Origin of the sequence: Amycolatopsis sp. VC5-11 (genome assembly GCF_037034185.1) — a bacterium.
Lineage (GTDB): Bacteria > Actinomycetota > Actinomycetes > Mycobacteriales > Pseudonocardiaceae > Amycolatopsis > Amycolatopsis nivea.
Window position 1 is genome coordinate 209,330 of the sequence record NZ_JBAGKF010000015.1, and the last position, 20,478, is coordinate 229,807.

21 protein-coding genes are annotated in these 20,478 nt (G+C 69.4%); 16 read left to right on the top strand and 5 right to left on the bottom strand.

Annotated features, from left to right (window positions below; translation table 11 throughout):
• The first annotated feature begins 24 nt into the window (after window positions 1–24).
• From lepB to WA670_RS34130, 9 genes are all read left to right on the top strand, one after another.
• The gene (gene lepB, locus WA670_RS34090) at window positions 25–951 is read left to right on the top strand and encodes a signal peptidase I (protein ID WP_037810276.1); all 927 of its coding nucleotides are present in this window, start codon (window positions 25–27) and stop codon (window positions 949–951) included.
• A 95-nt stretch (window positions 952–1,046) separates the two neighbouring features.
• Window positions 1,047–1,835 (top strand): ribonuclease HII, encoded by a 789-nt coding sequence (locus WA670_RS34095; RefSeq protein WP_051171578.1) that lies wholly within the window; start codon window positions 1,047–1,049, stop codon window positions 1,833–1,835.
• The gene (locus WA670_RS34100; RefSeq protein ID WP_003096226.1) at window positions 1,832–2,155 is read left to right on the top strand and encodes a DUF2469 domain-containing protein; all 324 of its coding nucleotides are present in this window, start codon (window positions 1,832–1,834) and stop codon (window positions 2,153–2,155) included. The genes WA670_RS34095 and WA670_RS34100 overlap by 4 nt, the downstream gene beginning before the upstream one ends.
• A gap of 247 nt (window positions 2,156–2,402) precedes the next feature.
• Window positions 2,403–2,783 (top strand): YraN family protein, encoded by a 381-nt coding sequence (locus WA670_RS34105; RefSeq protein WP_037810446.1) that lies wholly within the window; start codon window positions 2,403–2,405, stop codon window positions 2,781–2,783.
• On the top strand, window positions 2,783–4,294 hold the full coding sequence (locus tag WA670_RS34110; RefSeq protein ID WP_336160332.1) for a YifB family Mg chelatase-like AAA ATPase: 1,512 nt from the start codon (window positions 2,783–2,785) through the stop codon (window positions 4,292–4,294). The genes WA670_RS34105 and WA670_RS34110 overlap by 1 nt, the downstream gene beginning before the upstream one ends.
• A 345-nt stretch (window positions 4,295–4,639) precedes the next feature.
• Window positions 4,640–4,855: a hypothetical protein gene (locus tag WA670_RS34115; RefSeq protein WP_238607797.1), complete on the top strand. Its 216-nt coding sequence runs from the start codon at window positions 4,640–4,642 to the stop codon at window positions 4,853–4,855.
• Window positions 4,852–6,024 (top strand): DNA-processing protein DprA, encoded by a 1,173-nt coding sequence (gene dprA, locus WA670_RS34120; protein WP_336160335.1) that lies wholly within the window; start codon window positions 4,852–4,854, stop codon window positions 6,022–6,024. The genes WA670_RS34115 and dprA overlap by 4 nt, the downstream gene beginning before the upstream one ends.
• Before the next feature lie 51 nt (window positions 6,025–6,075).
• The gene (locus tag WA670_RS34125; RefSeq protein WP_037810310.1) at window positions 6,076–7,095 is read left to right on the top strand and encodes a tyrosine recombinase XerC; all 1,020 of its coding nucleotides are present in this window, start codon (window positions 6,076–6,078) and stop codon (window positions 7,093–7,095) included.
• A gap of 109 nt (window positions 7,096–7,204) precedes the next feature.
• Window positions 7,205–8,053, top strand: a complete 849-nt coding sequence (locus WA670_RS34130; protein WP_374204433.1) for a FliA/WhiG family RNA polymerase sigma factor — start codon at window positions 7,205–7,207, stop codon at window positions 8,051–8,053.
• A gap of 204 nt (window positions 8,054–8,257) precedes the next feature.
• Here the strand turns inward: WA670_RS34130 and WA670_RS34135 are convergent, their stop codons facing one another.
• Window positions 8,258–8,818 carry a murein hydrolase activator EnvC family protein gene (locus WA670_RS34135; protein WP_336160338.1) on the bottom strand — a complete coding sequence of 187 codons (561 nt, stop codon included), beginning with the start codon at window positions 8,816–8,818 and terminating at the stop codon, window positions 8,258–8,260.
• Between the two features lie 965 nt (window positions 8,819–9,783).
• On the opposite strand from WA670_RS34135, the gene rpsB reads away from it, so the two are divergent.
• The 5 genes from rpsB (at window position 9,784) to WA670_RS34160 (ending at window position 14,311) form a co-directional block, all read left to right on the top strand.
• Window positions 9,784–10,683: a 30S ribosomal protein S2 gene (gene rpsB, locus WA670_RS34140; protein ID WP_037810313.1), complete on the top strand. Its 900-nt coding sequence runs from the start codon at window positions 9,784–9,786 to the stop codon at window positions 10,681–10,683.
• Window positions 10,684–10,765: 82 nt separating this feature from the next.
• Window positions 10,766–11,581: a translation elongation factor Ts gene (gene tsf, locus WA670_RS34145; RefSeq protein ID WP_037810315.1), complete on the top strand. Its 816-nt coding sequence runs from the start codon at window positions 10,766–10,768 to the stop codon at window positions 11,579–11,581.
• A 96-nt stretch (window positions 11,582–11,677) separates the two neighbouring features.
• Window positions 11,678–12,424, top strand: a complete 747-nt coding sequence (gene pyrH / locus WA670_RS34150) for a UMP kinase (RefSeq protein WP_037810316.1) — start codon at window positions 11,678–11,680, stop codon at window positions 12,422–12,424.
• A 49-nt stretch (window positions 12,425–12,473) separates the two neighbouring features.
• Window positions 12,474–13,031 (top strand): ribosome recycling factor, encoded by a 558-nt coding sequence (gene frr, locus WA670_RS34155; protein ID WP_037810317.1) that lies wholly within the window; start codon window positions 12,474–12,476, stop codon window positions 13,029–13,031.
• A 374-nt stretch (window positions 13,032–13,405) separates the two neighbouring features.
• Window positions 13,406–14,311 carry a phosphatidate cytidylyltransferase gene (locus tag WA670_RS34160; RefSeq protein WP_336160370.1) on the top strand — a complete coding sequence of 302 codons (906 nt, stop codon included), beginning with the start codon at window positions 13,406–13,408 and terminating at the stop codon, window positions 14,309–14,311.
• A gap of 28 nt (window positions 14,312–14,339) precedes the next feature.
• On the opposite strand, the gene WA670_RS34165 is transcribed toward WA670_RS34160, so the two are convergent.
• Window positions 14,340–15,182, bottom strand: coding sequence for a VOC family protein (locus tag WA670_RS34165; RefSeq protein WP_037810319.1), 843 nt, complete (start codon window positions 15,180–15,182; stop codon window positions 14,340–14,342).
• Between the two features lie 110 nt (window positions 15,183–15,292).
• Here WA670_RS34165 and WA670_RS34170 point away from each other — a divergent pair, with 110 nt between their 5' ends.
• Complete coding sequence (locus WA670_RS34170) at window positions 15,293–16,117, top strand: class I SAM-dependent methyltransferase (RefSeq protein ID WP_167756656.1); 825 nt, start codon at window positions 15,293–15,295, stop codon at window positions 16,115–16,117.
• Here WA670_RS34170 and WA670_RS34175 read toward each other — a convergent pair.
• Window positions 16,051–16,719: a PadR family transcriptional regulator gene (locus WA670_RS34175; RefSeq protein ID WP_336160345.1), complete on the bottom strand. Its 669-nt coding sequence runs from the start codon at window positions 16,717–16,719 to the stop codon at window positions 16,051–16,053. The two genes, WA670_RS34170 and WA670_RS34175, sit on opposite strands and share 67 nt — an antisense overlap.
• Before the next feature lie 171 nt (window positions 16,720–16,890).
• On the opposite strand from WA670_RS34175, the gene WA670_RS34180 reads away from it, so the two are divergent.
• A complete protein-coding gene (locus tag WA670_RS34180) occupies window positions 16,891–18,543 on the top strand; it encodes a glutamate--tRNA ligase (RefSeq protein ID WP_037810321.1) in 1,653 nt (550 codons plus the stop codon).
• A gap of 43 nt (window positions 18,544–18,586) precedes the next feature.
• Here the strand turns inward: WA670_RS34180 and WA670_RS34185 are convergent, their stop codons facing one another.
• Both WA670_RS34185 and WA670_RS34190 read right to left on the bottom strand, forming a co-directional pair.
• Window positions 18,587–19,231: a response regulator transcription factor gene (locus tag WA670_RS34185; protein ID WP_134668066.1), complete on the bottom strand. Its 645-nt coding sequence runs from the start codon at window positions 19,229–19,231 to the stop codon at window positions 18,587–18,589.
• A complete protein-coding gene (locus tag WA670_RS34190) occupies window positions 19,216–20,460 on the bottom strand; it encodes a sensor histidine kinase (RefSeq protein WP_336160347.1) in 1,245 nt (414 codons plus the stop codon). Before WA670_RS34190 ends, WA670_RS34185 begins: the two co-directional genes overlap by 16 nt.
• Window positions 20,461–20,478: the final 18 nt, after the last annotated feature.

Consider the following 20,478-nt stretch of genomic DNA (forward strand, 5'->3'; position numbering starts at 1 on the left):
GCCGGTTACCGGTAGCCTGGCGACGTGGTCGAACCTGTGTCGCGGAACGCCGATGAGGACGGCCCCGAACGCCCGGAGGAGGACCAGGAACGGTCCGGCGGGCGTCGGGGGTCGCACCGGCGGGGCAAGTCCTCGAAAAAGCGGTCGTTCTGGAAGGAACTGCCGATCCTGATCGTGATCGCCCTGGTGCTCACGATCCTGATCCAGGCGTTCCTCGCCAAGGTCTACATGATCCCGTCGGGGTCCATGGAGTCCACGCTGCACGGCTGCCCGAGCTGCACCGGCGACCGGATCCTGGTCGACCGCGTCACCTACGACTTCACCGACCCCTCCCCGGGGGACGTGATCGTGTTCAAGGGCCCGCCCGCGTGGACCGAGAACGAGATCGCGCCGCAGGAGTCGAGCAACATCGTCGTGCGCGCGCTGCGCGGTCTCGGCTCGCTGGTCGGCTTCGCGCCGCCGGACGAGCGGGACTTCGTCAAGCGCGTCATCGCCACCGGCGGCCAGACCGTCCAGTGCTGCGACGACCGCAACCGGGTGATCGTGGACGGCAAGGCCCTCGACGAGCCCTACATCCACTGGGAAGACGACAACCACCGCGTGCAGGAGTCGTTCGCCCCAGTGAAGGTCCCGCAGGGCGCGCTCTGGGTGATGGGCGACAACCGCAACAACTCCGCCGACTCGCGTTATCAGGGCGGCGGCGGGCCCAACGGCGCGGTTCCGGTCGACGACGTCATCGGCAAGGCCCGCATCATCGTGCTGCCGCCGAGCCGCTGGGGCGGGATCTCGGACCACAATCCGCAGCAGAACGCCCAGCCGGTCGCGCTCGGCGCGCCCGCGTGGCAGCAAGGGCTGCCGCTCGGCATCGGTTTCGCCACCGCGGTGCCGACGCTCTTCGTCGGACGCCGGTTGAAGGCAGGCCTCCGCAAGGCGGCCGGCCGGAGACGCTGAGCGGTGCGCTCCGTCGTCCGCGACTCCCGGGTGGTGTTTCGGTGACTCTCCCTCCTCCCCGCACTCCGGCGGAACCGCTGCGCCCGCCCCGTGCCGTGGTGCGCGGCGAGCTGTTCTGGGGTCTGCAAGGCGCACTCGAACGACGCGGCCTCGGCCCGGTCGCCGGCGTGGACGAAGCCGGCGCCGGAGCCTGCGCGGGCCCGCTCGTGGTGGCTTCCTGCGTGCTCCGTCCCGGCGACGGCGCGCGCCTGCCCGAGCTGACCGATTCGAAGATGCTCACCGCGAAGGCCCGGGACCGGGTTTACGACCGGGTCCTGCAACGCGCCCTCGACTACTCGGTGATCGTCATCCCCTCCGAGCAGGTGGACCTGCTCGGCATCCGGGTGATGAACCTGGAAGGCATGCGCCGCGCCGTCGCCGGACTGCGCACGCATCCCGGGTACGTCCTCACCGACGGCTTCCCGGTCCCCGGCATTCCCGCGCCGAATGTCGCGGTGATCAAGGGAGACCGCAGCGTCGCGAGCATCGCGGCGGCGTCGGTCCTGGCGAAGGTGACGAGGGACCGGATCATGGCCGGCCTGCACGAAGAGTTGCCGGCGTACGGCTTCGACGTGCACAAGGGCTACAGCACCTCGGACCATCTGGCTGCGCTGAGTGAGCACGGCCCGAGCCCGGCGCACCGCTGGTCCTACACGAATGTCGCCACTGTCGCCCTCGCACACGGACTCACTGCCCCGCATCCGGTCGTGCTCACCTACGCTGCACTGGAGAATGCCCTGGAAAAAGCGGGCGGGCCGGTCCGTGCCCCGGGCCGCTCGGTGGGTAAGAATGAACGCTCCGCCGCCGGAGCAGGACGAATGCGAGGAGGGGCGCGGATTTCATGAGCGCAGAGGATCTCGAGAAGTACGAGACCGAGATGGAGCTCTCGCTGTACCGCGAGTACCGCGACATAGTGGGCCAGTTCTCGTACGTGGTGGAGACCGAGCGGCGGTTCTACCTGGCCAACGCGGTGGACGTTCAGGTCCGCGACGGCGGGGGCGAGGTGTACTTCGAGGTGCGCATGTCGGACGCCTGGGTGTGGGACATGTACCGCCCCGCCCGGTTCGTGAAGCACGTCCGGGTCATCACCTTCAAGGACGTCAACGTCGAAGAACTGGACAAGCCCGACCTGCGGCTCCCCGAGGACGGTCCGTTCTCGGGCTGACCCCCGCTTTTCTCTCACCACGAAGGCCACCCGGCACCTGCCCGGGTGGCCTTCGTCGTTCTCTGCCCTCATGCACACCGCACCGACAATCCGCCGGGTTTCTCGTCCGCGGACCAGCGCTTGATCCACAACCCCCGGGTTATCCACAGCTGCCCGGAATCCCCCTGGCGCGGTGTTTGATCACGCTGCGATCGTGACAGCACACGCACCGTGATCGACGGTGCTCACGCTGTCCGAGGGGGACACCATGAACGACGGCCCGCACCCCGGCGCGGCCTGGCGACGGACGTTCGGCCGCTGGGGCGAGGACCTCGCCGCCCGGCATCTGCAGGCCGCCGGCATGGTCCTGCTCAGCCGGAACTGGCACTGCCGCGAGGGCGAGCTGGATTTGGTCCTGTCCGAGGGCGACCGGGTGATCTTCTGCGAGGTCAAAACCCGATCGAGCACTGAATACGGCACTCCCGCCGAATCCGTTACGCAGGACAAGATCGACCGCGTGCACCGAGCCGCGATGCGCTGGCTCAAGGAACATCGAGTCGGCTGGTGCCGCATCCGCTACGACGTCGTGACCGTGTACGCCCCCGACGGCGAAGAGCCGGTCGTGCGGCACCTGGTGGGTGCTTTCTGATGCCCCACGCCAAAACCTGGTCCGTCGCGTTGCTCGGCATCGAAGGCCGCGTAGTGGAAATCGAAGCCGATCTAGGCGGCGGCCTGAGCCGAGTCACCCTGGTCGGCCTGCCCGACGCCGGCCTCCGCGAGGCGAAAGACCGCGTCCGCTCCGCAGTCCGCAACTCCGGCCAATCCTGGCCCGACGGCAAGATCACGCTGGCCCTGTCTCCCGCCAACCTGCCCAAAATGGGCTCCGGCTACGACCTGGGCATCGCCGCCGCCGTCCTAGCCGCCATCGGCGCCGTCCCAGCCCGAAAGCTCCTGCACACAATCCTGCTGGGCGAACTGGCCTTGGACGGCCGAATCCGCCCCGTACGCGGCGTCCTCCCCGGCCTGCTGGCCGCCAAAGCCGCCGGCCACGAACGCGCCGTCGTGCCCACCGAGTCATTGGTAGAAGCCGCCCTGGTAGACGGCCTGGAAGTCTCCGGAGTAACCCGCCTGGCCGAGCTCATCGCCTGGCTCAAAGACGAAGCCGACCTGGAACCACCCGCCGCTCCCGCAGCCGCCACCCCAGTGGAAGTCCCCGACCTAGCCGACGTAGTAGGCCAACCAGAAGCCAGATGGGCCTTGGAAGTCGCCGCAGCAGGCGGCCACCACCTCCTGCTCACCGGCCCGCCCGGCGTAGGCAAAAGCATGCTGGCCAGACGCCTCCCAGGCCTGCTGCCCGACCTCTCCCCAGCCGAGTCCCTGGAAGTAACCGCCATCCACTCAGTAGACGGCTCCCTGTCCAAGTCATCGCCCCTGGTAACAGTCCCGCCTTTCGTCGCCCCACACCACTCGATCAGCCCACCAGCCCTAATCGGCGGCGGCACCGGCTTAGCGGCTCCGGGTGCCATCAGTCGAGCCCACCGAGGCGTCCTTTTCCTAGACGAGGCCTGCGAATTCGGCAACCAACGCCTCGACTCGCTCCGCACCGTCATGGAAGAAGGCGAAGTCCGCATCGCCCGCGCGAAGGGCGTCGTCCGCTATCCCGCCCAGTTCCAACTGGTGCTGGCCACCAACCCCTGCCCCTGCGCCCCACCGCGAGAAACCGACTGCACCTGCTCAGTACCCACCCGCCGCCGCTACCTGTCGCGCCTTTCGGGCCCTCTCCTGGACCGAGTAGACCTCCGCGTCCGCCTGCGCCCTCTGACTGCGATCTCCGCCCACCAATCCACCACCCCAGAACCGTCCTCGACCGTCCGAGCCCGCGTCCTGGCCGCCCGCGAAAGAGCCAAACACCGCTGGCACGAACACGGCTGGCAGTCCAACACCGAAGTCCCAGGCCCGATCCTGCGCCGAGATTTCGCCCTGCCACCCCCCGCCACCGCGGTTTTAGACAGAGCCCTGGACCGAGGTTTGCTGACCGCCCGAGGAGCCGACAGATGCCTCCGCATCGCCTGGACGCTGGCCGACCTGGCCGCCTTGTCCCAACCCGACACCGACCACGTCACCGCGGCCCTGGACTTCCGAGAACGCAAAACCGGCTGATCCACCCCGCACACCGAGCCCGCCCAACGCGAGCGCCAGGAAATTTCGGCGGGCATCAGCTCGCTTCGGTGCATGACCCGCCTCCGGCAAGAGGTTCTGCCGTCTGCTCAGCCGTGCCCGGCGAACAGGCCGAGTAAGCGGCCGTGTGCGCTGACCGCGGCGATCCCCGGAGGTCCGCCCAGCACCTTCTCGCCGATGTCCGGACCAGATGTCCCAACTCCTAGACCCGCAATCCTGCGTCCCAGCCCAGCCCAGCCCAGCCCAGCCCAGCCCAGCCCAGCCGCGGCCCCCCAGTCTCGGACCGGCAAGCCTGCCCGTCCGGAATCCCAACGAAAGGAAAGCACCATGTCCCACCGAGCCATCCCGTCCTCGTCCCAGCGCACCCGGCACCGCAGGCCGAAGACGCCGCAGCACAAGATCGTCCGGCATCTGCATCCGGTCCGGCACCGGGAAGTCCGCCCCGAGCACGATCCGGTCCGGGTTCGAGAACGGTTGGCGCTGCACCGCCACCTCGCCGTCGTCCGCCCCGAAAACCCCGGCAGCCGAAGAGGTGCGGCGTGAGCATCGCCGTTGAGGACCAGACTGCGGCGACCGACTCCGAACGCCTCGCCCGCGCGTATCTGCTCGGCGTCGCTGAACCACCGGCACCGCACCTGCTGGAGTTCGTCGGCGAACGAGGCCCGGTCGCGGCCGCCGAGCGCGTCCGGGCCGGGGACTGTCCCGAGAAGGTTCTCCGCGAAACGGCCGCGCGGCGGGAATCCACGATCGCGGAACAAGATCTCGAGGCAGCCGCCAAAGCCGGTGCCCGGCTCGTGGTTCCCGAAGACCACGAATGGCCCGCGTGGCCACTGCTGTCGCTAGCGGTAGCAACCGGAAACGGCGTGAAGCACGTGGCGGCGCCGCTCGGGCTCTGGGTGCGCGGCGACGCGAGCCTGGCCGAAGTCGCGGACCGCGCGGTGGCGGTCGTCGGCGCTCGGATGGCCACGGACTACGGCCTGCACAACGCCGTCGAGATCGGCCACGCCTTGGCAACCCGCCAAGTACCAGTCTTCTCCGGTGCTGCCCTGGGCATCGACGCCGCCGCCCACCGAGGTGCGCTCAGCGGCGGCGGGGTCACGGTCGCGCTCCTCGGTTGCGCAGTCGACTATTCCTATCCGGTAGGGAACAGCGGCTTGTTGGACCGCATCGTCGCCGAGGGCGGTGCGATCGTCAGCGAGTACGCGCCGAAGACCCCGCCCGCGCGCCATCGATTTCTGGTGCGGAATCGCCTTATCGCAGGTCTTACCGACGGAACAGCCGTTGTGGAGGCCGGAATCCGTAGCGGTGCGCGCAATACTGCGACCATTGCGGGTGCGCTCGGCAAGGTCGTGATGGCGTTGCCCGGATCAGTGCATTCGGGCAGTTCAGCCGGTTGCCACGCACTGATCCGGGACTGCAAAGCCACGTTGGTCACCTCGGTTGACGAGGTGCTCGAAACCGTGGGCAGGTTCGGCACCGCTGCTCCCGCGGCCGAGTCGAGTCGGCGGCCCACGGACAATCTCGGTCCGGAGGCATCGCGGGTCTACGACGCGCTGCTTCCGCGGGCTGGCCGGGCTCCGGAAGAGGTGGCGGAAAGCGCTGGAGTGCCTGTTTCCCGAGTTCGCGCCTTGTTGCCCGCACTGGAAGTCGACGGTTTCGCGGTGCGCGGCGAGACCGGCTGGCGGCAGATAGTCCGAACGGCCAACCGATGATGGGCGTGGCGATGCTTGACCAATGGCGATGGTTCGCGCAGCGTAATCGTCATGCCGTCAGCGAGTGCACGCAAGGACGCGGTCCCGCGTCCCGGTGGACACCGGAAACGCCCGCCACGACCCGATCTTCGTGCACTTCGCGCCGAATTGCCGGAGTCCGCCGAATCGGTGGTGGCCGGTTACGAACGGCATCTGTCGCTGGAGCGTGGGCTGTCGCCGCACACCGTGCGCGCGTACGTCGGCGATGTCGTTTCGCTGCTGGCGTTCCTGACCGTGGGGGAGGGCGACCGTCCCGCGCGGCGCTTTGAGGACTTGGATGTCACCCAGCTGCGCGCGTGGCTCGCGGGGCAGCGCTCGGACGGCGCCGGGCGCACCACCCTCGCGCGCCGCGCCGCGGCCGCGCGCACCTTCACGGCTTGGGCGCACCGCACCGGTTTGCTGAAGTCGGACCCGGGCGGTCGGCTGGCCGCGCCGCGCACGCACCGGACCTTGCCCGGGGTGCTCCGCGCCGAGCAGGCCGACGCGCTCATGGACGCCTCCGCGAAAGGGGCAGCCGAACGGGATCCGGTCGCTCTGCGTGACCGCGCGTTGGTCGAAATGCTGTACGCAACCGGCATTCGGGTGTCGGAGTTGTGCGGACTGGACGTCGGCAGCGTGGACTTTTCCCGCCGCGTGGTTTCGGTGGTGGGCAAGGGAGACAAGGAGCGGACGGTTCCGTTCGGCGTCCCGGCGGCCGAGGCGCTGACCGCGTGGCTGGAGGACGGACGGCCTGCGCTGGCTGGGGAAACGCCGCCGGCGGCGCTTTTCCTGGGCGTTCGCGGCAAGCGTCTCGACCCGCGCGCGGCGCGCCGGGTGGTGCACGAGGCGGTGGCCGCGGTGCCGGGCGCAACAGACATGGGGCCGCACGGGCTAAGGCATTCCGCCGCGACGCATCTGCTCGAAGGAGGTGCCGATCTCAGGAGCGTTCAGGAACTGCTTGGTCACGCTACGCTGGCCACGACCCAGCTCTACACTCATGTGACCGTCGATCGGCTGAAGGCGATCCATGACCGAGCACACCCGCGGGCCTGACGCGGCCGGCGGAGGCTCGGCCGGGGACGGCAGGGCCGAACCGTCGGCGCACGCGCATCCGCACGAGCACGGAGACAACACTGAGCAGCACGCCGAGAACGACCGTGCAATGACTTCCACATCGCAGGTCACGGAAGCCGGGGCGGCACGCCCCGGCGTGCAGGACGCCGTCAGCGGGGACGGTCGTCCTGGTCAGGACGTCGACGCGGGGATTCAGGCGCTGTGGCAGCAGTTCGCCGACAAACCGGACCAGACGTCGCGCGACCGGCTGGTGCTGCACTACGCACCGCTGGTGAAGTACGTCGCGGGCCGGGTCGGCACCGGTCTGCCGACGCACGTAGACGTCGGTGACCTTGTGCAGTCAGGCATTTTCGGTCTGGTCGACGCGATCGAGAAGTTCGACCCGGAACGCGGCCTGCGCTTCGAGACGTACGCGATGCAACGCATCCGCGGCGCCATCCTGGACGACCTGCGCTCCCAGGACTGGGTCCCGCGCGCGGTGCGCAGCAAGGCGAAGGAAACGGCCCGCGCCCTGGAACGCCTCGGCGCCCGCCTGCACCGAACCCCGACCGACGCCGAACTCGCCGGCGAAATGGGCATCAGCCTCGACGACCTGCGCGACTTCTACGGCCAGCTCCGCCTCACCAGCGTGGTGGCGCTCGAAGACCTTGTCGCCGCGGGCAAAGACGCCGGTTCGCTGGTCGACACCCTCCCCGACGACGGCGCGGTCGACCCGGTGGCCGTCCTCGTGGACCAGGACAACCGCCGCCAGCTCGCCGAAGCCATCGCGCAGCTGACCGACCGGGACAAGATCGTCGTCAGCCTCTACTACTTCGAAAGCCTGACCCTCGCGGAAATCGGGAAGGTCCTAGGAGTCACGGAATCGCGCGTAAGCCAGCTGCACACCCGCGCGGTGATGCGGCTGCGCGCCAAGCTGATGGAGCAGCCCAGCGGCTGACCCCCGGATCCGCAACCGGCGCAACGATTGCCTTGTTCGCAACGCTGTCCGATGCTCATGCACGGTCGGTGCGGACCGCGGGCCGACGTGGCGGTGGTTGCGGACCACAGTCGATGTGGCGGCGGACCACGGTCGATGTGTCGGTGGTTTGAGCCTAGTGACCTCCTTCGGATCGATCGGCCGGTAGCGGCGGCTGCTTTGGTGTCACGGGCCTTCCGCCCACGGCTTGAGGCGTACTCGGCTGGGACTGCCGACCAAGGCGAGCGGGTCGATGTATTCCGTGCCGCGCCGAGCTCCCCAGTGCAGGCAGGTGGCGGTCGGGCAACCGGGGTGGCCGGGGATGGCGGTTCCCAGCGGCTGGCCGCGGTAGATCTGGTCTCCGGCGGCGACTGTCGGGGTGATCGGGAGGTAGGTCGTGTGGAGACCGCCGTCGTGGTCGACGGCGACTACTCCTTGTCCCGCGACCTGACCGGCGAAGACCACCACTCCCATGTCCGCGGCCAGCACCTGTTGTCCGGCGGCGGCTTCCAGGTCTACGCCTCGGTGACCTGGGCCGAACAGGGTCGCGGGCGGTTCGAAGTTGCGGGTGACGTGCGGGCGGGGCGTCAGGGGCCAGGCCAGCCGTCCGGGTTCTTCCGGAACGGGCTGGAGGGGTGCGGCGTCGGCTCGGGAGTGGAGCAGGGCTGCTGAGCCCGCGGACAAGGTCAAGACCGTCGCGAAGATCAGCCACGTTCGGGTGACTTTGCGGCTGCGCGGGGCGAACATCGGGAGTTCGCCGCCTGCTCCGGCCAGTCGGAGAGGTGGGTGGCCCCAGCTGAAATCGCAGGGCAGGGAGATTCGGATGCTCGGCAAGAGGGGCACGGGTCTTGGGCGGGCAGGGCGAAGGAGCCTGCGGGAGGCGAAGAGGGCGTAGCGGCTGACGGTGCTCGCGGCGGACCTCGCGCGGGTCCACGTGCGGCGGAGTGCGGTGCGGATTCTGGGCGGTCTGGCGGGTGGTCGGCGATGGCGGCCGCCGCGCGGGAGCGGACCCGTTGAGGTAGGGGGCGGGATGGCGTCGTCCGGGCTCAGGAGGGCGGCACCTGCCGATGGGTGCTGAGTGAGCAGGGCAGCGGTTGCCAGGACCACCGGATGAGGCGAATCAGGCGGCGACGGATTCGGCGAGGGACCGGACTGGCTGCTCGCTTCTCTGTCCGGGCGAGGCACAGGGGAGGGCACTGAGCTGGCCGTGCTCGGCATCGAGGGCACAGGAACCAGGGAATCCGCAGGCGAATCGGCAGCGCGGGAAGCAACGGCGGCAACGGGAAAAGATCGCGTAGTGGTCATGTCCCCATCCTCGGGCGCCAGCCGACCGGAACCCGCTGTTCAGCGGGGGTTGTCCACAGGTGGGCGCAGTTGTGGACAACTCCGGGCCGGGCGAAGGCTGCCCGCAGGGGCGGGCCTGGTGGCAGGGGGTAGAATCAATACCGCAGTCCACTCGCTGGGCTGACTTCGCGTGCACGTGCGCGCGTCCCCGGACGGGCCGCTTCTGGCGGGAACCCGGACGGAGGGGCGCACGGTGTCCGGCGGTCCCTGGGGTTTCGCACAGCCGAACCCACGGGTCCGGGCATCGGCTGCGGCACCAGGGCCCACGACCTCCCGGTCGGGGGCGACTAACCGGAACAGCGCCTCCGCGGGCGGAACGAACACCGGCAGCGGGAGCGCGCGACTACAGAAAAGGTGTGATTCCGGCAATGGCCGTCGTCACCATGAAGCAGCTGCTCGACAGCGGCGTGCACTTCGGGCACCAGACCCGTCGGTGGAACCCGAAGATGAAGCGCTACATCTTCACCGAGCGCAACGGCATCTACATCATCGACCTGCAGCAGACGCTGACGTACATCGACCGTGCGTTCGAGTTCATCAAGGAAACCGTCGCGCACGGCGGCACCATCATGTTCGTCGGCACGAAGAAGCAGGCTCAGGAAGCGATCGCCAACGAGGCCGCGCGCGTGGGCATGCCCTACGTGAACCAGCGCTGGCTCGGCGGCATGCTGACCAACTTCCAGACCGTCCACAAGCGCCTTCTCCGCCTGAAGGAGCTCGAGGCCCAGGAGCAGACCGGCGGTTTCACCGGCCTGACCAAGCGCGAGATCCTCACGCTGACCCGCGAGAAGGACAAGCTCGAGAAGACCCTGGGCGGCATCCGGGACATGGCCAAGGTGCCGTCCGCGGTGTGGATCGTCGACACCAAGAAGGAGCACATCGCCGTCGGCGAGGCTCGCAAGCTCAACATCCCGGTCGTCGCGATCCTCGACACCAACTGCGACCCGGACGAGGTCGACTACCCGATCCCGGGCAACGACGACGCGATCCGTTCCGCCGCGCTGCTGACGAAGGTCGTCGCCGAGGCCGCCGCGGCCGGGCTGATGGCCCGTTCCGGCCGCAACGGCGCCTCGGCCGACGCGAAGCCGGAGACCGGTGCTTCGGACGAGCCGCTGGCCGAGTGGGAGAAGGAGCTCCTCGCGGGCTCGGAGACCGCCGCCGCCGACGCGACCGAGGCCGCTGCCGCCACCGAGACGGCCGCCGCGACCGAGACCGCCGCGACCGAAACCGCGGAAGCGACCGGCGAGCAGGCTCCGGCCAACTCCTGATCCACCCCGTCCGGGCGGTCCGCGCAGGGCCGCCCGGACGGCGCTCACCGCACACGTACCTGAAACGGACGGATTCAACACGATGGCGAACTACACCGCCGCTGACGTGAAGCGCCTGCGCGAGATGACCGGCGCGGGCATGATGGACTGCAAGAAGGCCCTCGAGGAGAACGACGGCGACTTCGAGAAGGCTGTCGAGTTCCTGCGCATCAAGGGCGCCAAGGACGTCGGCAAGCGCGCCGAGCGCGCCACCGCCGAGGGCCTGGTCGCCGGCGACGGCGGCGTCATGATCGAGCTCGACTCCGAGACCGACTTCGTCGCCAAGAACGACGACTTCCAGCAGCTCGCGGCGAAGATCGTCGAGACCGCGAAGGCGCTGAAGTCCAGCGACGTCGAGGCCCTGAAGGCCGCCGACCTGGACGGCAAGCCGGTCAACGAGGTCGTGCAGGAGCTGTCGGCCCGCATCGGCGAGAAGCTCGAGCTGCGCCGCGTGGTGTCGTTCGAGGGCAAGACCGCGACCTACCTGCACCGCCGCGGCTCCGACCTCCCGCCCGCCGTCGGCGTGCTGGTCGAGTTCACCGGTGACGACGTGGACGCCGCCCGCGGCGCTGCCATGCAGGTCGCCGCGCTGCGCGCGAAGTACCTGACCCGCGAGGAGGTGCCGGCCGAGATCATCGAGAACGAGCGCCGCATCGCCGAGCAGACCGCCCGCGAGGAAGGCAAGCCCGAGCAGGCGCTGCCGAAGATCATCGAGGGCAAGGTCAACGCGTACTACAAGGACAACGTGCTGCTCGAGCAGCCGTCGGTCAAGGACAACAAGAAGACCGTCAAGGCCCTGCTCGACGAGGCGGGCGTGACCCTGACCCGGTTCGCCCGGTTCGAGGTCGGCCAGGCCTGAGCGAGGCACTGGGACTAGGTTCTGGCACTGTGCCCCGTCTCCGCGCATCGGGGACGGGGCACAGTCGGGTCTACCGAGGGGCAGGAGGCGACAGACATGGGTGAGGACCGGGTCGAGGGCGGGTACCGCCGGGTGCTGCTGAAACTGGGCGGCGAGATGTTCGGCGGCGGCGCGGTGGGCGTCGACCCCGACGTCGTGCACTCCGTCGCCCAGCAGATCGCCGACGTCGCGCGCACCGGCGTGCAGATCGCGGTGGTGATCGGCGGCGGCAACTATTTCCGCGGCGCGGAGCTGTCGCAGCGCGGCATGGACCGCGACCGCGCCGACTACATGGCGATGCTCGGCACCGTGATGAACTGCCTCGCGCTGCAGGACTTCCTCGAAAAGGAAGGCCTCCCGACCCGCGTGCAGACCGCGATCACGATGGGCCAGGTCGCCGAGCCCTACATTCCGCGCCGCGCGGAACGGCATCTCGAGAAGGGCCGCGTCGTCATCTTCGGCGCCGGCGTCGGCATGCCGTACTTCTCCACCGACACCGCCGCCGCGCAGCGCGCGCTCGAACTCGGCTGCGAAGCCGTGCTGATGGCCAAGGCCGTGGACGGCGTCTACACCGCCGACCCGAAGACCGACCCGGACGCGAAGATGTTCACCGACATCACGCACCGCGAGGTGCTCGAGCGCGGTCTCAAGGTCGCCGACGCCACCGCGTTCAGCCTCTGCATGGACAACAAGATGCCGATCATCGTGTTCAACCTGCTCACCGAGGGCAACATCGCCCGCGCGGTGGGCGGTGAGAGGATCGGCACGCTGGTCTCGACCCCCGCCGACGAGGCGTCCGCCTAGACCTGCTGGGATCAAGCTCAGGTCCGACAACACAACACCGGGAGTAGCCGTGATCGACGAGACCCTCCTCGACGCCGAGGAGAAGATGGAAAAAGCGGTGTCCGTCGCGAAGGAAGACCTCACGTCGGTGCGCACCGGGCGGGCCCACCCGTCGATGTTCTCCCGCATCGTCGTCGAGTACTACGGTGCGCCGACCCCGCTGAACCAGCTGGCCAGCGTCAACGTGCCGGAGGCCCGGATGGCGTTGATCAAGCCTTACGACCAGACGCAGCTGAACGCCATCGAGAAGGCGATCCGCGAGTCCGACCTCGGCGTCAACCCGAGCAACGACGGCAACGTCATCCGCATCGTCATCCCGCAGCTCACCGAGGAGCGGCGCAAGGAGATGGTGAAGGTCGCGAAGGGCAAGGGCGAGGACGCCCGCGTCTCGATCCGCAGCGTCCGCCGCAAGGCCAAGGAAGAACTCGACCGCATCGCCAAGGACGGCGAAGCGGGCGAGGACGAGGTCGCGCGCGCCGAGAAGGAACTGCAGAACCTCACCGACACCTACGTGCACCAGGTCGACGAGCTGGTGAAACACAAGGAAGCCGAGCTGCTCGAGGTCTGATGAGCCAGGTGAGCGAGGAACGCGACGAGCGGGTGAGCGACACCCCGCCACTGGGCCCGGCCGCCGAGCCGGACCCGGTTTCGCGGCTGGAACCGGCTTCGGAAACCCCTGCTGGGCAGCGGAAATCGGATTCCGCGACGAACGCGCGCGCGGAATCCGGTGCTGCGGCGGGGAATCCCGGGGAATCCGGGGGCGAGTCGGCGAAGGGTGCGAAGGGCGTTCCCGCGGGCGGACTGGCGAAGGGCGCGAAGGCTGCGTCCCAGGGCGGGTCGGCAAAGGGCTCGAAAGGCACCACTGAGGACGGGTTGGCCGAAGGCGCGAAAGCTGCGTCCAAGAGCGGATCAGCGAAAGGTGCGGCCGAAGGCGAATCCGTCATGCCCGGGGGCAAACCCGAGCGCGGCGCGAAGACTGGGCCGGTGAACGGCGGGAAAGTCAGCGACGAAGCGAAAGCCGAACCGGAGAAGAAAGCCTCCCGGGCCGGGCGCAATCTTCCCGCGGCGATCGGCGTCGGGCTGTTGCTCGGGGCCGCGATCATCGTTTCCCTGCTCACCGTCCGGTTCATTTTCATCGGGGTCATCGCCGCCGCGATCGCGGTCGGCACGTTCGAGTTCTCCGGCGTGCTGCGCCGGGTCGCGGACACCAAGGTCGCGCTGATCCCGGTGCTCGTCGGCGGGCAGGCGATGATCTGGCTGGCCTGGCCGTTCGGCCGGGAAGGCGCGCTTACCGCGTTCGTGCTCACCGTGCTCGCGTGCCTGCTGTGGCGGTTGCCCGGCGGTGCGAAGGGCTACGTGCGCGACGTCAGCGCTTCCGTTTTCGCCGCCGCGTACCTGCCGTTGTTCGGCGCGTTCGCGGCCATGCTCGTGCCGCCGCACGACGGGGTCGGGCGCGTGCTCACGTTCCTGATCGGCGTCGTCGCCTCCGACACCGGCGGCTACATCGCCGGCGTGCTCGGCGGCAAGCACCCGATGGCGCCCACGATCAGCCCGAAGAAGTCCTGGGAGGGCTTCGCCGGTTCGATGATCGCGGGCATCGTCGCGGGCGTGCTCACGATCAGCCTGATGCTGGACGGCCACGCGTGGCAGGGCGTCATCTTCGGCGCGGCCATCGTGCTCACCGCGACGCTCGGCGACCTCGTCGAATCGCTCATCAAACGCGACCTCGGCATCAAGGACATGGGCACGCTGCTGCCCGGCCACGGCGGCATCATGGACCGCCTCGACTCGCTGCTGCCCTCGGCCGTCGTGTCGTGGCTGCTGCTGTCGGCCTTCGTCCCGGCCTGAGCCCCCGTCTGAATCCCCGTCTGAATCCTCAGTCGTCGTACGGGTCGTCGACCTCGGCGCGGCCCACGTCTTCCAGCACCCGCGAGTGGTCGATCACCGCGAACACCGCGCCGTCCGGATCGGCGAGGATCGCGGTGCGGCCGAACGGGGTGTCGTACGGCTCGATCACCACCGAACCGCCCAGCATCAGCGCCTCGCCCGCCGCCGCGTCCGCGCCGCGCGCCGGGTCGACCTCGAAGTACACGAGCCAGTGCGGGGGAGTGTCCCGGCGGTACTCGGGACCCATCACGTAGCGGTACAGCACCGCCGTGTGCTCAATGGAATATTCCGCATAGTCGACGCTTTCGCCGTCGCCGACCTGACGGCTCGAGTAGTTGAACAGCTTGGTGTAGAAGTGGTCCGCGGCCACGCCGTCGTGCGTGTTGAGGTCCGCGCCGCTGAACGTGTTGGGCACGCCGCCCGCGAACTGCCAGTCCGGCGGGGCTTCCCAGAACACCACCGGCGCGCCGCACGCGTCGATCGCGTGCACGATGCTGCCGCGCTCGGGGATCGCGATCGGCCCGAGCGTCACCTGCCCGCCGAGGTGCTCGACCCATTCGGCGGCGCTCGCCGTGTGCGGCACCGCGAGCTGCATCGTCCAGCCGGGTGCGCTGCGGGCACCGGCTTCGTACAGGCCGCCGGCGGGAACCCCGTCGCACAGGGCGATGGAGTACCGGCCGGTCGGCGACGCGGGATCGCGCCGGGTTTCGTATTCCCAGCCGAAAAGCCGGGAGTAGAAGTCCTGGGTCCGGGCTTCGTCGCGGCACGCCACCTCGACCCAGCAGGGCAGGCCTGCCGGGAGCGTGCGGGCGAGTTGCCAGTCGGTCGACATCGCGTTCTCCTCCCCGAGAGGGTGAAGTCTATTCGGCGGAGCGGCGTTCTACGCTCTGAGCGGGAAAGCTGCCGCGCCCGTCGGAGCCCCTGGAGGCGGAGAGGAGTGCCGTGCGCTGGTTGTTCCGCGGCCCGGCGGCATCGAAGGAAGTCGTTCCCAGTCCGAACATCTGGTACTACCAGGACGTTTACGACGTCGAGAACCGGGCGCAGGACGCGGACGGCGAGATCTGGCGCGTACTGCGCGAGGAGCACGACTGGACCGGCCTCGACGTGCTCGATCTCGGCTGCGGTGACGGTTACCACTTGCCGCTCTTCGCCGCGGACGCTCGTTCGGTGCTCGGAATCGAACCGCACCCGCCGCTCGCGCGGGACGCGGAGCGACGGGTGCGGGATCTGGAGAACGTGCGGGTCCGCGTGGGACGAGCGCAGCGGCTGCCCGCGGACGACGCCAGCGTGGACATCGTGCACGCGCGCACCGCGTATTTCTTCGGCCCTGGATGCGAACCGGGATTGCGCGAAGCGGAACGGGTGCTGCGGCCCGGAGGATCGATCATGATCGTCGACCTCGACGTGACCAGCGAGCCCTACGGCGGGTGGATGCGGGCGGACTTGCCGCACTACGACCCGCCTGCGGTGGAACGGTTCTTCGCCGCGCACGGCTTCAACTGCCGGCGCGTACGCACGCGTTGGCGCTTCGCAGACTTCGCCGCGGCGGAATCAGTGTTGAAGATCGAGTTCAGCGCGAAGGTCGCGCAGCGGGCGATCGCTGACACGCGCCGCCTGAACCCGGGATCGGGCGAGGTGACGCTGCCGGTGGGTTATCGCGTGCACTGCCGCGTCAAACCCACCGGCCTCGTCCTGCCCGGTCACTCGGCTGCCTCTCCGGACTCGGCCGAGTCCTCCGATTCCTCGACCTCGCCGAGGATCGAGTAGATCGACCGGCGTGCCTCGTTGAGCACGTCCACCGCGCGGGCCTGCTGGTTCTCGCTGCCGGCGCGCATCACCTGCACGACCGCCGCGGCGAGCGTCGCGCCCGCCTTGCGCAGGTCGTGCTCGACCGGTTCGACGTCGTCGGTGAAGTGCTCCCACGGCGGCGTGCCGGTCTGCTGTTCGGCGGCGGTGCGGCCCTCGTCGGTGAGCTCGAAGAGCTTCTTGCCGCTCTCGTCGCGGCTCACGACCAGGCCCTCGTCGGCCAGCATCTGCAGGGTCGGGTAGATCGAGCCGGGGCTGGGCTTCCAGAGCCCGCCGCTGCGCTCGCCGATCTCGCGGATGATCTCGTACCCGTGCCGCGGCTGTTCCGCGAGCAGGGTGAGGATCGCCGCCCGCACGTCGCCGCGCCGGCCGCGCCGGGAGCCGCGGCGTCCGCCCGGACCGTGGCCGCGTCGTCCGCGACCCCCGGGCCCGAAGCCGAACTCGCCGAATTCCCGGCCCCAGGGGCCGAACGAGGACCGGCCGTGCTGTTCGTGTTCTCCGTGTTCGTGATGTCCGCCGGGGAACGCGCGTCCGCCGGGGAAGGGGTGTCGTCGTCGGTTCATGGTCTTGAGTTCCTTTCTCGAACTGTTGCGACACATTCACGATATATCGGAAACGGTCGGTTCGCAACCGTATCGACAACCCGGGGACCTGGCCGACCGGGGAGGACGGCGGTCGGCGATACTCGAAGCACTAGCGAAAACACCCCAACGACCTGGGAGACCCGACCTCCGATGCTGGACCGTGCGGTCATCGACGCCCTGTTCCCCGCGGATCTGCCCGAGCCTGAGCACTGGGAACAGCGCTATCCGGCCCGGCAGCTGCCCGACGGCGCGAAGGTGACCCGGTTCGGCCCGTCGCCGACCGGCTTCGTGCACATCGGCGGCATCTACGTCGCGACGATCGACCAGGACGTCGCGCGCCGATCCGAAGGCCGCTACCTGGTGCGCGTCGAGGACACCGACCAGTCGCGCGAGGTCGAGGGGGCGCTGGAGCAGTTCGAACGCGGCTTCGCGTACTTCGGGCTGCAGGCGGACGAGGACGCGGTGCGCGGCGGCGAGTACGGGCCGTACCGGCAGTCCGAGCGCGAGCAGATCTACCTCACCTACGTACGGCACCTTCTGCGCGAAGGCCGTGCGTACATCGACTTCGCGACGAAGGACGAGCTGGCGTCGATCACCGCGCGGCAGCAGGCCACGAAGCTCCCGACGGGCTACTACGGCTCGTGGGCGATCTGGCGCGACGCCGACCCGGCCGACGTGCAGGCGAAGCTCGACGCGGGCGAGCCGTGGGTGGTCCGCTTCCGCGCGCCGGACGACACCGGGCAGCGCGTGCGCTTCACCGACGCGATCCGCGGCACCATCGAGGCCGAGGCCAACCGCAACGACGTGGTGATCCTCAAGAGCTCCGACCAGAGCCCGCGGCTGCCGACCTACCACTTCGCGCACGCCGTCGACGACCACCTGATGCGGGTGAACCTCGTGATCCGCGGCGACGAGTGGATCTCGTCGGTGCCGACGCACCAGCAGCTCTTCGAAGCGCTCGGCTTCGAGCCGATCCAGTACGCGCACATCGCGCCGCTGATGAAGCAGGAGGGCGGCAGCAAGCGGAAGCTGTCCAAGCGCAAGGACCCGGAAGCCTCCGTCGACTTCTACCTCGAAGCCGGCTACCCGGTCCCGGCGGTGCTGTACTACCTGCGTGGCCTGGCGAACGGACGGCTCGCCGAGATGCCGCTCGCCGAAGCGCTCGACGCGCCGATCAACCTCGACGAGTGCGGCGTCGCCGGTCCGCTCGTGGACCTGGTGAAGCTGGACGACCTCGCCGCCGACTACGTCGCGACGCTGTCCGGCGAGGAGATCCTCGCGTCGGTGCTGGAGTGGGCTGAGCGGTTCGACCCGGAGCTCAAGGCGGTCCTGGAGTCCTCCCGTGAGCTGGCGCTGCGTGCGCTGGCGGTGGAGCGCGAGGGCGTCGAGAACCCGCGCAAGGACCTGAAGAAGTGGAGCGAGTTCCGCGCCGTCTACGGGTTCTTCTTCCCGCAGCTGCACCAGGCGGCGACCGGTCCGGACGACGAGCGGATCGCGGCGCTGGGCGTTCCGGCGGACGTCGTGCGCGCGGTGGCGTCGGACTTCGTGTCCGCGTACCAGCAGCTCGACGACGGGCAGGAGTGGTTCCAGCAGATCCGCGAGGTCGCGGCGAAGCACGGGTTCGCCAAGAACGCCAAGGAATACAAGAAGGACCCGGACGCGTACCCGGGTTCGATCCGCGAGGCCTCGCAGATCATCCGGATCGCGATCACCGGGTCGACCCGCAGCCCGGACCTGCACTCGATCACGCAGGCGCTGGGCGCGGAGGAAACGTTGCGCCGCTTCGACAATCTGGTGAGCTGACCAGATCGTGAGCGCTGAGGCCGGTTCTGGCCGGCCTCAGCGCTCACGAGTTGAGGTAGGTCAGCACCGCCAGGACGCGCCGGTTGCCGGTGTCGTCGTCGGTGATGCCGAGTTTGCCGAACAGCGACGTCGTGTACTTGCTGATCGCGCTTTCGCTCAGGAACAGCCGCCGGGCGATCTCCGCGTTCGACAGGCCTTCCGCCATCAGCTCCAGCACCGAACGCTCGCGCTCGGTCAGCGAGCCGAGGCGCTGGTCCGGCGATCCGCTGGTGAGCAGTTTCGAGATCACCGCCGGGTCCATCGCCGTGCCGCCGGCCGCGACGCGTTCGAGCGCGTCGATGAACTGCTCGGCCTCGAAAACGCTGTCCTTCAACAGATATCCGACGCCGCTGGCCCCGTCGACCAGCAGTTCGCGGGCATAGAGCTGTTCGACGTGCTGCGACAGGATCAGCACCGGCAGCCCGGGCGTCTCGCGGCGCGCGGCGAGGACCGCACGGAGGCCTTCGTCGGTTTGCGTTGGCGGCATCCGGACGTCGACCACGGCGACGTCCGGCCGGTGTTCGCGCAGCACGGCGACGGTTTCCGGGCCGGTCGTCGCGGTCGCCACCACCTCGTGACCGTATGCCTGGAGGAGCCGGACCAAGCCGTCCCGCAGCAGGTAGAGGTCTTCGGCTACGACGATGCGCATGGCACCATCATCCACGCTCGGGTCGGCCCGCCTTCCGGGCTGGTGATCTCCAGCGTGCCGTCGAAGACCGCGAGGCGTCGGCGCAGTCCGGCAAGCCCGCCGTCCGGGTGGATCCCGGCCCCGCCGAGACCGTCGTCCTCGACCGCGGCGCACAGCCGATTCCCTTCCTGCAACAGGGAAACCTGCACGTGCGACGCGTGCGCGTGCTTCACCGTGTTGGCGAGCAATTCGGCGATTCCGAAGTACAGCGCGGATTCGATCGGCGGATCGAGCGGCTGCGGCAGATCGGCTTCGACCGTCACGTCGAGCGGCAGGTCCATCGCCATCGCGCGGACCGCGTCGGCGAGCCCGCGTTCGTTCAGCACCGGCGGGCTGATGCCGCGGACCAGTTCGCGCAATTCGGTGAGCGACGTGGCGGCACCGGCCCGGGCGTCGCGCAGCAATTCCTTGGCCTGTTCGGGATCGGTCTCCATCAGCTTCTCCGCCGTCGCCAGCGCGAGGCCGAGCGCGACCAGCCGGGCTTGCGCGCCGTCGTGCAGATCCCGTTCGATGCGGCGGATTTCCGCGGCTTGCGCGATGGTCGTGTCGGCGCGCAACGCGGTCAGGGTGTCGACCCGGTCGACCAGTTCCATCGTGGCGGACGCTCCCAGGAACCGCGTGGCCACCGGGATGACGCTGCGCCAGGCGTACGGCGCGGTCGCGATCGTGACCAGCAGACCGGTGAGATACCCCTCCGGCAGGTTCACCAGCGTCAGGACCGCCGCGACGACCCCGAGCAGCGGCACGAGCGCGACCAGGCCGAAGGAGACCGGCGCGATCAGCGCGAACCGCAGGTCCCGCCAGGTCGCCGGGTCGTAGCGCCAGTTCTTCAAGCGCTGCTCGCGCCGGGCCTCTTCCTGGGTGCGCGAGTAGGAGTGGCCGTTCCACCAGTATCCGGTCGACAGCTGGGTGATCGGCGGAAGCTTCCGGTATCCGGGCGGGAGCACGATGCCGGTCCAGTTCGCGACCATGACCCGCGTCATCCGGCACACCGGACGCGCCAGCGCCAGCGTCCCGATCGCCGCCCAGATGAACGGCGCGATCCACGACCACGGGCTGCCGCCCCACAGCTGCCACAGGCCGACCGCGGCCGCCCACACGACCGGGATCAGCAGCGCCACGCCCGCCGCCTGGGCGGCGCGGACGAAACCCACCCCGCAGTCGTGCACCCAGGACCGTAGCTGTCGCATCGTTTCTTCCCCCTGTCC